Source organism: Cytobacillus sp. Bac17 (genome assembly GCF_024519925.1).
Lineage (GTDB): Bacteria > Bacillota > Bacilli > Bacillales > Cytobacillaceae > Cytobacillus > Cytobacillus pseudoceanisediminis.
Genome location: NZ_JALJRC010000040.1, coordinates 22530 through 36882, shown reverse-complemented (window position 1 = coordinate 36882; position 14353 = coordinate 22530). Strand labels below are relative to the sequence as shown.

The 14353-nt window shown below is 43.2% G+C and carries 13 protein-coding genes; all 13 read right to left on the bottom strand.

Translation table 11 applies throughout. From position 1 onward, the window contains the following. Positions 1-369: 369 nt before the first annotated feature. Positions 370-825, bottom strand: coding sequence for a S1 domain-containing RNA-binding protein (locus NR125_RS26155; protein ID WP_019382054.1), 456 nt, complete (start codon positions 823-825; stop codon positions 370-372). Between the two features lie 272 nt (positions 826-1097). Further along, the gene (locus NR125_RS26150; RefSeq protein WP_019382053.1) at positions 1098-1508 is read right to left on the bottom strand and encodes an FtsB family cell division protein; all 411 of its coding nucleotides are present in this window, start codon (positions 1506-1508) and stop codon (positions 1098-1100) included. A 15-nt stretch (positions 1509-1523) separates the two neighbouring features. Continuing rightward, a complete protein-coding gene (gene yabQ, locus NR125_RS26145; protein ID WP_071157151.1) occupies positions 1524-2156 on the bottom strand; it encodes a spore cortex biosynthesis protein YabQ in 633 nt (210 codons plus the stop codon). Beyond that, entirely contained in the window at positions 2153-2455 is a 303-nt protein-coding gene (gene yabP / locus NR125_RS26140; protein WP_009336651.1) for a sporulation protein YabP, read from the bottom strand. Before yabP ends, yabQ begins: the two co-directional genes overlap by 4 nt. A 257-nt stretch (positions 2456-2712) precedes the next feature. Beyond that, a complete protein-coding gene (locus NR125_RS26135; RefSeq protein WP_009336652.1) occupies positions 2713-2979 on the bottom strand; it encodes an RNA-binding S4 domain-containing protein in 267 nt (88 codons plus the stop codon). Positions 2980-2996: 17 nt separating this feature from the next. Beyond that, entirely contained in the window at positions 2997-4451 is a 1455-nt protein-coding gene (gene yabN, locus NR125_RS26130) for a bifunctional methyltransferase/pyrophosphohydrolase YabN (protein ID WP_217027699.1), read from the bottom strand. Between the two features lie 8 nt (positions 4452-4459). Further along, the gene (locus NR125_RS26125) at positions 4460-6067 is read right to left on the bottom strand and encodes a putative polysaccharide biosynthesis protein (protein ID WP_256816443.1); all 1608 of its coding nucleotides are present in this window, start codon (positions 6065-6067) and stop codon (positions 4460-4462) included. 433 nt (positions 6068-6500) lie between these two features. Then, a complete protein-coding gene (spoVT, locus tag NR125_RS26120) occupies positions 6501-7037 on the bottom strand; it encodes a stage V sporulation protein T (RefSeq protein WP_009336655.1) in 537 nt (178 codons plus the stop codon). Between the two features lie 414 nt (positions 7038-7451). After that, positions 7452-10991 (bottom strand): transcription-repair coupling factor, encoded by a 3540-nt coding sequence (gene mfd, locus NR125_RS26115; protein ID WP_019382049.1) that lies wholly within the window; start codon positions 10989-10991, stop codon positions 7452-7454. A gap of 369 nt (positions 10992-11360) precedes the next feature. Next, the gene (gene fin / locus NR125_RS26110; RefSeq protein ID WP_009336657.1) at positions 11361-11591 is read right to left on the bottom strand and encodes an anti-sigma-F factor Fin; all 231 of its coding nucleotides are present in this window, start codon (positions 11589-11591) and stop codon (positions 11361-11363) included. A 129-nt stretch (positions 11592-11720) separates the two neighbouring features. Beyond that, positions 11721-12281: an aminoacyl-tRNA hydrolase gene (gene pth, locus NR125_RS26105; RefSeq protein WP_019382047.1), complete on the bottom strand. Its 561-nt coding sequence runs from the start codon at positions 12279-12281 to the stop codon at positions 11721-11723. A gap of 262 nt (positions 12282-12543) precedes the next feature. Continuing rightward, positions 12544-13194 carry a 50S ribosomal protein L25/general stress protein Ctc gene (locus NR125_RS26100; protein ID WP_019382046.1) on the bottom strand — a complete coding sequence of 217 codons (651 nt, stop codon included), beginning with the start codon at positions 13192-13194 and terminating at the stop codon, positions 12544-12546. A gap of 162 nt (positions 13195-13356) precedes the next feature. Further along, positions 13357-14313 carry a ribose-phosphate diphosphokinase gene (locus NR125_RS26095; protein ID WP_009336660.1) on the bottom strand — a complete coding sequence of 319 codons (957 nt, stop codon included), beginning with the start codon at positions 14311-14313 and terminating at the stop codon, positions 13357-13359. Positions 14314-14353 lie beyond the last annotated feature (40 nt).

The window sequence follows — 14353 nt, the reverse complement described above, 5'->3', positions numbered from 1 at the left end:
GTTAAGACACCGCCCTTTCACGGCGGTAACACGGGTTCGAATCCCGTACGGGTCATTTCAAAAGAGCGTCAGCCTTAGGCTGGCGTTTTTTTGATGGTTTTGGATGAATTTTTCTTCTTTCAGAACAGCAGTTACCTAGTAATTGATGAACCTTTTTTAATTGCTTTCCAGTTATCGGTCACTTTGTCATGTTTAGCGGTCAGATTTTCAATAAATCGGTTACTTTTCCGGATTATCGGTCACTTCGCGCTGCATTAAGATTTCACTATTAATAAGTTTCCATCAGAAATTACTTCATTAAACAGCACAAAAAAACAAGCCCAATCGGACTTGTTTTCCATCCTGCTATATAGATCAATCAGCAGCAAGTTATCCTCGTTTAGCGCCTCTTCCTCCGCGTTTGGATTCAGTATGGCGTTTTAGCGATGACAGACGATCTTCGCTGTCCTTTAGGAAACGAGCCATTTTGGCTTCAAAGTTTTCTTTAGGGCGATGGTCGTTTGATCGGTTTTGGCGAGGTCGGCCAGAGTTTGAATTAGGTCTGAATTCTTTTCTGTCGCCTCTTTCAGGTCTTTCAGAACGCTCAGGCCGGTCTTTTGCCTTTTTGATGGATAATCCAATCTTGCCGTCCTTTTCGACATTAATGACTTTCACTTCAACCATATCACCCACTTTGAGGTGCTCATTAATATCTTTTACATACTTGTCAGCGACTTCACTTATGTGCACCAGACCCGTTGAGCCTTCCGGCAGCTCCACAAATGCTCCGAATTTTGTAATGCCTGTGACCTTTCCTTTTAACTTGCTGCCTACTTCGATTGACATTAAAAAAATTGCCTCCTTGAAAGATATAAAGTGAAACTTCCATCAGGTGCTGCAAAATACATCCTCAGCTCAGTCCAGCTGTACAGAATTATATTTTCATACATATTCACTGATGGGGAGTTGAACTTACCGGACCTTTACAGACAGCTCCCTTTTTACTCACTTCATTAGGTTTAACTTACTTTAAACGAAGGGGTACTGCCTGTTAATCTGCGATAAATCAAACTTACTATATATTATACAGAAACCAAAAAAAGAGTGTCAATATAGCGTCAATCGGCCTTTTTTTCCTTTTTCTTTTCTTTTTCCGTCTCTTCTTCAGGGAGGTTAAAAATGATTTCGTTATTGTCGGATAGGAAGTAATCTTTGCGGGCAAGCTTCGCGATATACTCATCATCATTCAGCTTAACAATTTCTTCTTCGAGCATGACTTCCTTTTTCTTAAGGTCAGAAAGCTCCTGGTCCAGCCGGGTTTTCTCTTCCACTTTTTCTTCCAGAGCAGCAGACTGCGAAACGAGTGTGGAAATCATAAAAAATGAAACGACGGCTGCCAGTGTGAAAAATGCCGCTAATCTGCGAAATAATAGCTTTTTCTTACGGCCCGCACTGATCTCTGCTGCTTCCTGCTGTTTAACATAGCTGGTTTCCATTTTGGCTACATTTTTCTTCTTGGTGGCACTCACTTCCGCACTCCCTCCTTACTCTTTAGGTTTCTTCCACTTTGCAATCCATTTTAAAACATAATTCTTTATCAGCTGTAAATATCCTGCCAATTTATTATATAACTTCTCGACTGTTTTTTTAATCTTTTTCGGCAATAACTTCCACAAAAGTGACAAAATCCATTTGACAGGCAGAAAAACCACTTTCAAGATGAACCAAAAGACTCGAAGTATGACTTTTAAAAGGGAATAAAGTCCTTTTCCAAGCATAACGGCTATCGCAATTAACGCCATAATAAGACCCTGGATGGGCTTATAGATGAGCAAAGTAATGGTCTTCACGAAAAAGCGGTATATGGAGATCGCCATCCGGATGGATATCTCCAATACCCGCAGATACATTTTCTTAAATAAACTTTGATAAGCGGCAAAACCGCACAACAAAGCAATGAAAATATAAAACCTTAACTCGCCTTGATTCACCAGAAATAAAATATAGAAGATTGCCAGGCCCTGGACGAGCCAAAAAAGAATATCATTAATAAATACAAGCCAGCTTTTCCGCCTGGTTCTTTGCAGAAAACGATTATACGTATCAAGGGCAGCCCCAAATACACTTCCCATGCCGATCATTGCCAGCATGGTCACAAATTGAGTGGTCAGTGTCATCGGAACAACTTGCTAAAGAAGCCTTTAGCTTTATCTCCATTCTGATCGTCAATATAAACAAGGTCAAATACCTTCCCCTTGATGGAAACAATTCCCTTGTCCACATCCAGATTCTTCATCTGCAGGTTCTGCCCTCTAATCGCCAGGAAACCCATCACCGTCTCCAGCAAAAATTCTTCATTATCAAAGCTTTCGACCTGTTTAACGCCAGTAATATCGAGCAGTCTTCTGCCTCTCATAATGACATCGTGTTCCTGAGTATTGGTTTTGTTTGAACTTGACTCATAATATTGACTCATTATTCATCCCCCGCAATCAGCATAGTACAACCTTTTTGTACATGTTTATGAAAAGGGGAATTAAAATAGAACAAGCCAATAGGAAAAGCGGAGGCGCTGCTGAATTTGAAAAATGATACGGATGAAATTACGCTAAATCAAGATTTAACGGCCAATATGAAGATTATATCGGCCTAAAACGGGAATTTAACGGCCAACAACGCTCTTTTATCGGCCGAAACCGATAGTTTAACGGCCAATCTCCATAGGAGCAGGCCTTATGCTTCCGATTCAACCTTCTCTTCTTTAACAATCGAGTACATTTCCGCCGCTTCTTCCTTGCGGGTCGTTTCCTGCAGGCGCTCCACTTTGACCGTTACCAGCTTCTGCCCGAAGCGGATTTGAAGTTCATCGCCCACTTTAACGGTTGAGCTCGCTTTGGCCTGCTGTCCATTTATGGAGATCCTTCCCTGATCGGAGACTTCTTTTGCCAGTGTTCTTCTTTTTATAAGCCTTGATACTTTTAAGAATTTATCTAATCTCATCTATTGCCACTCCTCTATTAGTAACCTTTGGATTTTGCCTCATTCCAGAATTCATCGAGCTGCTCGAGTGTAAAGTCTTCAAATTTACTGCCGCTCATCATTACCCGTTCTTCCACAAAAGTAAAACGGCGGATGAATTTTTCATTGGTTTTTCTCGCAGCTTCTTCGGCATCAATTTTATAGAAACGCGCAATATTCACAAGCGCAAACAGGATATCGCCAAATTCCGCCTCCATCTCGGGGCTTAAATTCACGGCTTCCTTCTCGAATTCGGCAATCTCTTCTTTTACCTTCTCCCAGGCAGGCTCAACTTCCTTCCAGTCAAAACCGACTTTTGCTGCTTTTTTCTGAATTTCAGCCGCTCTCATTAAGTTCGGGAATGATTTCGGGACAGAATCCATCATGGATTCCTGCTTTTCACCCTTTTCTTCCTGCTTAATGCTCTGCCAATTTTTAAGCACCTCTTCTTCATTTTCTGCCTGTACATCACCAAAGACATGAGGATGACGGCGGACCATTTTTTCAGAAAGTCCTTCGATCACATCATCGATGGTAAAATAACCTTCGTCTTCGCCAATCTGTGCATGCAGCATCACCTGGAGAAGGACATCTCCCAGTTCTTCTGTCATATGCTCGCTATCTTCATTATCGATTGCTTCAATCAGCTCATAGGCTTCTTCAATTAAATATTTCTTCAATGATTCATGAGTTTGCTTTTTATCCCATGGGCATCCGTTTGGCCCCCGCAGTTCCGCAATAATGCTCCGCAGTTTTGAAAAATCTTTATAGAGGACTGCATCATTTTTTACAGGAGGCACATATACAGAAGTTAAGTTATTCAGTTCCATATTATGATCCAGTTCATGCAGCTGTACTTGTTTAATAACCTCATCCTTGCTGCCGGCAGCTGTTACAATATAAACTGCGTAATCGTAAGGCAGCTTTTCCATCAGTGTCAGCTTGACGTCGCTCGCAACAAACTGGTCATAAACCTGTCCAATGATGACGTGCTGGGCCACCTGGATCTCATCTCTGTTTAAATCGGTTCCATCCAGAAGCTGAAATCCTTCGATCGGATCAATTTTCAAAGCCTGAAATAAAGGATCAAGGAAGCTTTGTCCTCCTTCGATCATAATCTCAATGCCTCTCTGCGGAGCACGCTCTATGAGAAGCTGCACCGTACGTTCCGCAACAAGCGGATGTCCTGGAACTCCATATGTAATCTCTTTGGCAAGGGCTTCTTCCAGGAGGAATTCACAAATTTCCTCATACACTTCTTCAAATTTCTCATGTTTTTCGTAGATATGATCAAAAGACTGATATGTCAGCCCTTCTTGTTCGAGATCCCGCAGAACCGGATGCTCCTTTGTCCGCAGGTACAAGACCTTTGCCTGTTTAAGTTTTCGATATACGCCAAAAGGAAGCTGATCCAAGTCTCCTGCTCCAAGCCCGAGAATGGTTATTTTTTTCATAAAGCGATTCATCTCCTAGTCTTTTTGGGAAGCAAGAACATGAGTTTGCTTCCAAGCGGAAGCAGAGCAAGCTCTTCCTCTTTAAAAGTATTGCCTTTAAATACGATATACAAATACGTTAAGGCCCCCAGCGCTACGCCGCTTAATGCCTGGAATCCGGCAAACATTCTGCCCGGATCCGGTATTGGCAGCATGGCTGTCGCCTGAAGATACAGCTGCAAAACAACCGACATCATCAAAGCAGCAAATCCGGCCACCAATAAAAAGCGCAGAGAAATCAATGATATCTTCAAATATAAACGAAGCTTTGCAATAAGAAAAATTAAGACGGCAGCAAGCGCCAGGCACGATGCGGCCGCTGCACCTGCTGTGCCGTAAGAAGGAACCAATAGGATGTTCAGGCCAAGTTTCACGGCAAATCCCATTAAAATAGCAGCTGCCGGGAAAAAGATAAATCCCAGTCCCTGCAGGATGCCTGTGATTGTGATGATCAGGCTGCTCAGCAAGATCAGCAGACTAAGAATCGCCAGGACATCCGATCCTGACGAGTTTTCAAACAGCATAATATTTGCAGGCGTTATGATATTCCATAGGCCAGCCGTTGCTGCAGCACCAACAAGAATGCCGATTTGAAGGGCAAGTCTGATTTTATTATGAAGAAATGCAGGCTGATTTCTCATTTTTTCTTTGGAAATGAGCGGCACCAGCGACAGGGACATGGATGTTGCCACAACAATGCCCAGCTGGATAATCGGCTGTCCGCGGTCATACACACCTTTCAGCGCCTTCGCTTCCTCTCCTTCAATTCCGGATGTTAATAGAAGCGAGTATAAATTGAACGAATCTGCCAGCTGAATGAAAATAAGCACGAGACTGCTGATGCAGATAGCAAATCCCTGTATGATAATCGTTTTGGCCAGCTTGCCGCTTTGTCTAAAATCGATGGCAATGGCGGACGGCAGGTTTTTTCTTTCTTTTATATAAAAGAAGGTGATTAAAATCAGGATGGCAATAAGTCCGCCGGTTATGGCTCCAAAAAGGGCCCCGCCTCCCACCATGTATAGAGAATTTCCTCCCTTAACAAGCAAATAAGCAGCGAGCAGGATGGTAATGACTCTGACAAGCTGTTCTCCTACCTGGGAGACTGCGGTTGGAACCATATCTCCTGTGCCTTGAAAATATCCCCGGAAAAGGGACAGAATCGGAAAAAGAAGAAACATGGCTGCCACCACTCTGAGTAAGATCGCCAGCTGCGGATCGCCCATCCTGACAGCCAGCCAGTCCGAACCCCAATACAGAATGGAGAACCCGATAAAACCTATTATGGACAGAACAAAGGCAGAAACGGCAAATAAGTTCTGAATATCCTTCTCTTTCTTTAGAGCGGCCTGCTCAGCATAAAGCTTTGAAATAATGACAGGAAATCCATATGTAGATAACACGATAATGATTCCATAGAATGGATAAACCTGCTGATATATATAAAACCCTACATCCCCAACAATATTTTGAAAGGGAACCCGGTAAACAGCACTCAAAATTTTTGTAATCAGGGCAGCGATCGTGAGGATAAACGCTCCTTTAAACAAATCGCCAGATGTCTGAACGGGCTTCAATTGCCCATCTCCTTCCAATTGAATTCGAAAGTATTATAGCACATTGGGGCTTTATGCGCGGATTTACCAGGATTGCATGCGTTCTTTTTCGGTTCTGCGCGGGTTTCGTATTTTTTCGGGCGGATAACCTTGGGTTGTGCGCGCTCACTATCCTTGTGCACGGGAAATCTTTGTTTTCGCGCGTCAATTTTTCGGTTCTGCGCGGGTTCGGGGTTCTTGTGCGCGAATTCCTCTGAATTGCGCGCGCGATCTGCTTTATGCGCGGAAGTACCTGTTTTATGCGCGCTCCTCGATTACGCTCCGGTCCAGGGCTTTTGTGTGTTGGCGCAACTCACTTACTTTGTGTGCGGAATACCCGGTTTACGCACCCGCCATCCCCGAGCCCAAAGAAAAAAGGCAGCATTCCGCTACCCCTTTCATTAAGTATCCATTTTTATGATTCCATTTGTCTGGCCAGGAAGCCTGCTGCTGTTTCAACTGCTTTTTGTTCCACGTCGCCCAGTGAATCTTCTTTAGCAAAAATGATAACTGCTCCAATTGGGTCGCCGTTTGCAATGATTGGGCCGATTGTATAAGCGGAGGAAGATTCTGTGTTCCCATCGACAAGCGAGATGTCGCCTGACTGGTTAACCAGGACTGAACTGCGCTCTTCCATTGTTTTTTCAACAAGATCGCTTATGTTTTTGTTTAAGTAATCCTTTTTAGAACCTCCTGCAACAGCAATGTAAGTATCTCTGTCACAGATTAACACTGGATTTCCCAGGCTGTCATATAATGCTTCTGCATATTCTTTTGCAAAATCGCTCAGTTCACTGATTGGTGAATATTTCTTTAAGATGACTTCTCCATCACGATCTACGAAAATCTCCAGCGGGTCCCCCTCACGAATACGCAGTGTTCTGCGGATTTCTTTAGGAATGACTACACGACCCAAATCATCGATTCGACGAACTATACCTGTTGCTTTCATCCAACGTTGCCTCACTTTCATCTGATGATTTAATAGAAAAGCGGAAGTGCCTTGCTCACTCCTAACAAGCATAAGAAGAATCACACAGGAAATCCCGATTTCTAAAGTGATTTGACTTATGACTCGAGGAGCTAGGCGCTGGAGCTAGACAACTCTAACACCAGCACAGCACTTACTCTTTCCTCTTTTGGCTATGATCCATAATTGGGAGAAAATGAATGCATCGCCATGTTTGAACTTAGTATCTTTCATATGGAAAGTTATATACGTGCACAAAAACTTTTTCTCATAGATGTTATTCATTCCAAAACCGGATAAACATTCCAAATGATCCTTCAACTTAAAATTACCCTCGTCAGAAAGAGATAAACATTTCTATTGTTTCATTTTATTGACAGTGATATTTCCATAAATTTACGCAGTTGGATGTTCCTGCTCTTTTTTCGCTTCCTGCATTCCTTTGATCACTTCGTATGCAATGTTAAGCCATTCATTTGTTTTGATGCCTTTAATATGGAGGACAGCTTTCAGTTTCTTTCCTTCCATGCCCAGGCCGATCATTCTGCCGTATTTGCTTGTGATCTGGAAAATCTTCTGGCCATCTATATGCTCGCTGGCCTTTTCCGATAAAAGAATCAGTACTTCCTGTTTGGATTGTTTAACTGTCTCGACTCCGGCAAGTTCACCGTATGCCTTCATTTCGGCAATCTGGAATAAATATCCCACTTCATCCGGATACTCGCCAAAACGGTCGATCATCTCATCCTGGAGCTCTTCCACATCCTCAAGCGAAGAAATGCCGCGGAAGCGCTTATACATTTCTATTTTCTGATGGCCATCAGACAAGTAAAAATCAGGAATATAGGCATCAACATCCAGGTCGATCTCGATCTTAGCCGGTTTTGCCTCGACGCCATCCAGCTTATCTTTCCGTTCTTCAATCGCTTCTTTAAGCATTTGCGAATACAGATCAAAACCGACAGAGTCGATGAATCCATGCTGTTCTGCTCCAAGCAGATTGCCGGCGCCTCGGATTGATAAATCCCGCATGGCAATTTTGAAACCAGAACCGAGCTCTGTAAATTCCTTTATGGCCTGTAGCCGCTTTTCAGCTACCTCTGTTAATACTTTATCTTTTCGATACGTGAAGTATGCGTAGGCAACCCGGTTGGAACGGCCAACCCGTCCCCTAAGCTGATAAAGCTGGGACAGACCCATTTTGTCTGCATCATGGACAATCAGCGTGTTGACATTTGGAATATCTACGCCAGTTTCAATGATCGTTGTGCTGACGAGAACATCGGACTCGCCTTCCAGGAAGCTTAACATAACAGATTCTAACTCATTTTCCGTCATTTTCCCATGGGCATATGTTACCCTTGCATCTGGAACTAGCATGGATATTTCCTCGGCTTTTCGTTCTATATCCTCCACCCGGTTATATAGAAAATAGACCTGTCCATCCCTCGCCAGTTCCCTTTCAATTGCTTCACGAACCAATGCACCATTATACTCCATCACATAAGTCTGGACCGGGAACCGGTTCTCAGGCGGTGTTTCTATAACCGATAGATCCCTCACGCCCAGCATTGACATATGAAGGGTTCTCGGGATTGGCGTTGCAGTCAGGGTAAGGACATCTACATTTGTCTTAAGCTGCTTGATCTTTTCTTTGTGTGTTACTCCAAAGCGCTGTTCTTCATCAATAATGAGCAGGCCTAATTCTCTATACTGGATATCTTTTGATAAAATCCGGTGTGTGCCGACAACTACATCAATAGTCCCTGCCTTTAAGCCTTTAAGAGTTTCGGTCTGCTGCTTTTTCGATCTGAATCGGCTTAATAACCCAATTTCAATCGGGTAATCCTGGAATCGTTCTCTCATCGTTTCATAGTGCTGCTGAGCCAGTATGGTCGTCGGAACGAGGATGGCAACCTGTTTTCCATCCGCAATCGCCTTAAAAGCAGCACGGATCGCCACTTCTGTTTTCCCATAGCCCACATCTCCGCATAATAAGCGGTCCATCGGGCGCTCCCTCTCCATATCTTTCTTAATTTCATGGATGGAACGGATCTGGTCCTCTGTTTCCTGGTATGGGAAGGCCGCTTCAAATTCCCTTTGCATATCCCCATCCGGACTGAAGGCATAGCCTTTTGATGCCTCGCGTTCTGCATATAGCTTGATCAGATCATCCGCAATATCCTGAACAGATGATTGAACCTTTTTCTTAACCCGCTTCCAGTCGTTTCCGCCCAGCTTATAAATTTTTGGCTCTTTTGCTTCGGAGCCGACATATTTCTGGACAAGCTCAATCTGCTCTACTGGCACATACAGCTTGTCGCTGCCCTGGTAGCGGATATGGAGATAATCTTTGTGGACCCCGTTAATCTCAAGAGTCTCAATCCCTAAGTATTTTCCGATCCCGTGATTAACATGAACGACATAGTCTCCAACCTTCAGTTCGGAATAGCTTTTAATTCTTTCTGCATTTGAAAGCTTTTGCCTGCGGGCTTTCTTTTTTGTGCGCTTGTTAAAAAGCTCTTCTTCCGTAATAACAGCCAGCTTTTGGCTTGGAAGTTCGAATCCTGTCTGCAGACTGCCTTCTGTAATTTGAATTTTCCCTGTTAAAATCGGGTCATCCTCACTCACAAATGCCGCTTCAATCTCATAGTCTTCAAGCACTCTTTGCAGCTTTTTAATCCGCTCTTCGTCCGGACCCAGGAATACGACCGAATATCTGCCTTTTTTCCACCTGTCCAGCTCGCTTTTCAGCACATGCATTTGTCCATGGAAATTCTGCATCTGTTTGCAGGTGACATTAATGATGTTTTGCGGATTTGTATTCGGTACATGTCTCAGGAACAGCGACATATACGTAATCGGATGCTTTGAACGGTGCAGAAACTCTTTTAAGGTGTGTGAAATCTTCACATCATGAATGATCTGGCCCTCGCCTAAAAGACTTGTATACCACTCGGCCTCTTCCTTATCAAGAGAGTCATTCATTTCCTGCACACGGCTGATTTCGTCAATGAAAATTAAGCCATTGGCAGGGAGATAGTCTACTAAACTACTTCCTTCCTCAAAGGCAAACGATAGGTATTTGAAAAGGTGTTCAGGCTTGTTCCCCATTCGAAGCTGTTCTAATTCATAGCCAACATTCTGGGCCAGCTGTGTTTTCGCTTTATCATCTTTCAGTTTTTTCAGGCTTGATCCCAAACCTTTTTCCAGTTTTTCAATTAATGTCTGGAAGTGTTCTGAATCCAGAGGTATTTCGGTTGCTGGTCCAATCGAAATCTCGTTTAATTTTTCTTTTGACCTTTGGTCCTCCAAAGAAAAAGTCCGGATTGAATCAACTTCTGTATCAAATAGCTCAATCCTAACTGGATCAGCCTCAGTCAGTGGATAGATATCAATGATTCCGCCCCTGACGCTGAATTCTCCCGGCGAAGAAACCATTTCCGAACGAACATAGCCCATATGGACAAAGTTTTTTAATTGTTCGTCTGTCAGTTCATCACCAATTTTTAAAGACAGCTGGTATTTCTGCCAGTGGCCTGGAGGCGGGAGAATCTTTCTTAACCCGGCCATCGGGACGATCATGATTCCTGTTTTATATTTGCTCCAATAATTTAAAGCCTCAATCCGCTGGGCCTTTAATTCCGGGCTGGCAATCCCCATTTCCGCTGCAATCAACTCATTTGCAGGATACAAAAACACTTCCGATTCCCCAGCCAGATTGACAATATCATCATATAGCTTCTGTGCCTGCAGAAGGTTGTGTGTTACTACTAGCATCGGCCTTCCCGATTGCTCATATATGGAAGACAAAAACAAGGTGCGTGCTGATCCAGATAATCCGGCAAGCATTTGCTCCCTAAGTCCTTCCTCTATGCCAGACATGATGGAACTTACATCATCCTGCCGGCTAATAATCTCTTTAAGACCTAACATGAAAGCCCCTCCTATAAGAAAAGCGTAAGCGCCTTGCCCACCCCCGGCAAGCATAAGACGAGCCTCACGGAAAGGAGTTCTTTGCCTTTTGGGAGGATTTACTTATACCTCGAGGTGGCAGGCGCTGCAGCTAGACAGTTCTCAACATTTAAAGAGTATCTTTTCCCAGGCAGTTCAACCGCCAAAAAGCAGATGCCAATTCAGGCCCATCGAGCCAGATAACTGACAGTCTGCAAAATCCATTTTAACTTTCATTAATCTTACTAATAAAATATGGATGCAACAAGAATCTATAGAACGGTTTCTATTAAATAAAATGATTGCCTCAAATAGAAATAGAAAAATGCTTTGGATTGTCTCCAAAGCTTTTTAATGAATAATAAAGTCCTGCTGATGATAATCCGGATTGCGTTCCAGTGATTCCTGGCAATCCTCACAGATCGCTTTTACATGCATATCTCCTGATTGTTCATAGGAGATCATCTCCTGGCGTTCCTGATCGTTTAGCTTATGGAAGCCAAGCTGCTCTGAATAAACTGAGCTTTTCTCTATTGAACCAATCTTTGTTCCGCAATGACGGCAATGATAATGAATAGCCATGCCTGTCCCTCCCGTTAAACTGTCCATGATTCTAGTATGGACCTCAGGAAGGGAACTTATTCATGCAAAAGACGATGCCGGCAATGAAAAGATACATTATTCTATGATAAGATTGATAAAATATGAAGATTATTGATTAAAATCGTTCATTACCTGTAAAAATGGTTTTTTGAACCATTCCTCACAGGCATCTGCGCACTTTTTAGCCGTTTCGTCCATAATAGCCTGTTCTTCTTTCGTGAAACGTCCCAGCACATAGTCAGGCACCTTCATGCCGCTCGGCGGACGGTCGATGCCAACTCGGATTCTGTTAAATTCCTGTGTTCCCAGATGTGCGATTGTAGATTTGATCCCATTATGGCCTCCTGCGCTCCCTTTTTGACGGAGACGTATCCTGCCTACAGGAAGATCCAGATCATCATAAATGACCACAAGTTCATCATCATTTATCTCGAAATAATCCATAACAGCCCGGATGGATTCTCCTGATAAATTCATATATGTAAGAGGTTTTAGCAGAAATACTTTCTCTCCATTCACATAACCTGTGCCAAATACGCCTTTCAGCTTGGCCTGATTCAAAGGAATATTCAGCCGGTCCGATAAGACATCAATCACATCAAAGCCAATATTGTGCCTTGTTTTATCATATTGCTTGCCGGGATTCCCCAACCCTACAATTAATTTCATTTTCTCACCCCATATTCGAAAAGCGCAGAAGCCCAGCATTTATCCAGGCGTGCGCTCTGAGCTTTTTCATTTCTCTTTTTCATTATAGTAGAAAGTGTGTTGTTCGATAAGAAGAATTCTGTCGAAGTTGTGCCAGGGACTCGATTGCCCCTGCTGCTTCTGATCTTATCCGAATGCGCGTCTCATTCGGATTCATTTTAATGCCATGCAAACAGGGGCTGGCCATTATTGCCAAGCCCCTGCAAGAATAGCTTCCCTGAGCTTATTCTCCACCTGCTTTATCTTCATTTGCTGTTGTTTCTCTGCCTTCTTCATTTTCAGGAGTACCAGCTTCCTGTTCTTCACCGCTGTTGATTTCTTCTTCCTGTCTCGGAGGAAGGATGGAAGCGATAACCTCTTCATCTTCATTATTGATTTCATAGCCGCGATTTGCCTTGATATCAGCGACTGTTAAGGTCTCATTCACCTGCAGATTTGTTACATCCACTTCAACAGAAGGTGGAATATTATTCGGTGTCGCTGTAACAGAGACTTCATGCATGGATTGCTGCATTACGCCTCCATCTTTTACTCCTGCTGCATCTCCAGTCAAGACGACGCGTACATCGGCTGTCATTTCCTTATTCATATCCACCGCTAGAAAATCGGCATGGACAATTTCATTTTTAATCGGATTGGACTGGTAGTCACCAAGCACCACTTCATGTTTGCTGCCATCTACATCTAATGAAAATACGCCGTTTCTGCCTACTTCCTTGATCGTCTTTAGAAAATCGGCTTCGCTTAAGTAGATGGATTGGCTTTGCAGTTTTGAACCATACACAACTGCCGGAATATTACCTTCTTTTCGCAGTGAAGTTAAGTTGGAGTTGCGTGAACCTTTTCTTTCCTTTGCTTGCAATACAGCTGTCATAAATACGTCCCCTTCCTCATTTTGAAAAATTCTCGTCTATATAAAAAAATGCCCTAAAATGAGGAAGTCTAAACGTTTTTGTTTTTTTCATATGCTATTTTTAAAAAGAACGCAGACCAGGCTTGCTTTACAGCAAGCCTGGAAAAGTTATTTAATTACCTATCAATCAAACAGAGTGCTGACAGATTGCTCTTCATGAACTCGGATGATTGCTTCACCGATTAGCGGTGCTACGGAAAGTTCGACAATCTTGTCTGTTTTCTTCTCTTCTGGAAGAGTAATTGAGTTTGTTACAACCAATTCTTTGATGGTTGAGTTTTCAATTCTTTCGATGGCAGGTCCAGATAGAACCGGGTGTGTACAGCATGCATAGACTTCTGATGCACCGTTCTCGATCAGGGCATTTGCTGCTAATGTAATGGTTCCGGCAGTATCAATAATATCGTCGATTAAGATGGCAGTTTTGCCATCGATGTTACCAACAATGTTCATGACTTCAGCCACATTTGGCTTTGGACGGCGCTTGTCAATGATGGCAATCGGCGCTTTTAAGCGATCAGCCATTTTACGTGCACGTGTTACGCCTCCGTGGTCTGGGGATACGATTACGATGTCGCCATCCATCATTTTGTTCTTAAAGTAATCAGAAAGGATTGGCACACCCATTAAATGATCGATCGGAATATCGAAGAAACCTTGAATTTGCGGCGCATGCAAGTCAAGTGTAATCACACGGGTTGCACCAGCAGTTTCCAAAAGGTTGGCTGCAAGCTTAGCTGTAATCGGCTCACGCGCTCTTGCTTTGCGGTCCTGGCGGGCATAGCCATAGTAAGGCATTACAATGTTGATGGTCTTGGCAGATGCACGCTTAAGAGCATCGATCATGATTAAAAGCTCCATTAAATGCTCATTAACAGGAGAGCTTGTAGATTGGATTACATATACATCGCATCCGCGGATGCTTTCTTCAATGTTAATTTGGATTTCGCCGTCGCTGAAGCGAGTTACGGAACATTTACCAAGCTCCACACCAATTACATTGGCGATTTCTGCAGCTAGCTTGCGGTTTGAATTTAAACTGAACACCTTTAAGTTTGGATCTAAATACTGGTTTGACATTTTGGGCCTCCATCGATTTATTTCTTACATATAGAAAGTT

What these genes read in the sequence shown, in the direction of transcription:
- NR125_RS26155 (WP_019382054.1), bottom strand. Translation starts at nt 825, where the DNA reads ATGTCAATCGAAGTAGGCAGCAAGTTAAAAGGAAAGGTCACAGGCATT.
- yabQ (WP_071157151.1), bottom strand. Translation starts at nt 2,156, where the DNA reads ATGACACTGACCACTCAATTTGTGACCATGCTGGCAATGATCGGCATG.
- yabP (WP_009336651.1), bottom strand. Translation starts at nt 2,455, where the DNA reads ATGAGTCAATATTATGAGTCAAGTTCAAACAAAACCAATACTCAGGAA.
- NR125_RS26135 (WP_009336652.1), bottom strand. Translation starts at nt 2,979, where the DNA reads ATGAGATTAGATAAATTCTTAAAAGTATCAAGGCTTATAAAAAGAAGA.
- yabN (WP_217027699.1), bottom strand. Translation starts at nt 4,451, where the DNA reads ATGAAAAAAATAACCATTCTCGGGCTTGGAGCAGGAGACTTGGATCAG.
- spoVT (WP_009336655.1), bottom strand. Translation starts at nt 7,037, where the DNA reads ATGAAAGCAACAGGTATAGTTCGTCGAATCGATGATTTGGGTCGTGTA.
- mfd (WP_019382049.1), bottom strand. Translation starts at nt 10,991, where the DNA reads ATGTTAGGTCTTAAAGAGATTATTAGCCGGCAGGATGATGTAAGTTCC.
- fin (WP_009336657.1), bottom strand. Translation starts at nt 11,591, where the DNA reads ATGGCTATTCATTATCATTGCCGTCATTGCGGAACAAAGATTGGTTCA.
- pth (WP_019382047.1), bottom strand. Translation starts at nt 12,281, where the DNA reads ATGAAATTAATTGTAGGGTTGGGGAATCCCGGCAAGCAATATGATAAA.
- NR125_RS26100 (WP_019382046.1), bottom strand. Translation starts at nt 13,194, where the DNA reads ATGACAGCTGTATTGCAAGCAAAGGAAAGAAAAGGTTCACGCAACTCC.
- NR125_RS26095 (WP_009336660.1), bottom strand. Translation starts at nt 14,313, where the DNA reads ATGTCAAACCAGTATTTAGATCCAAACTTAAAGGTGTTCAGTTTAAAT.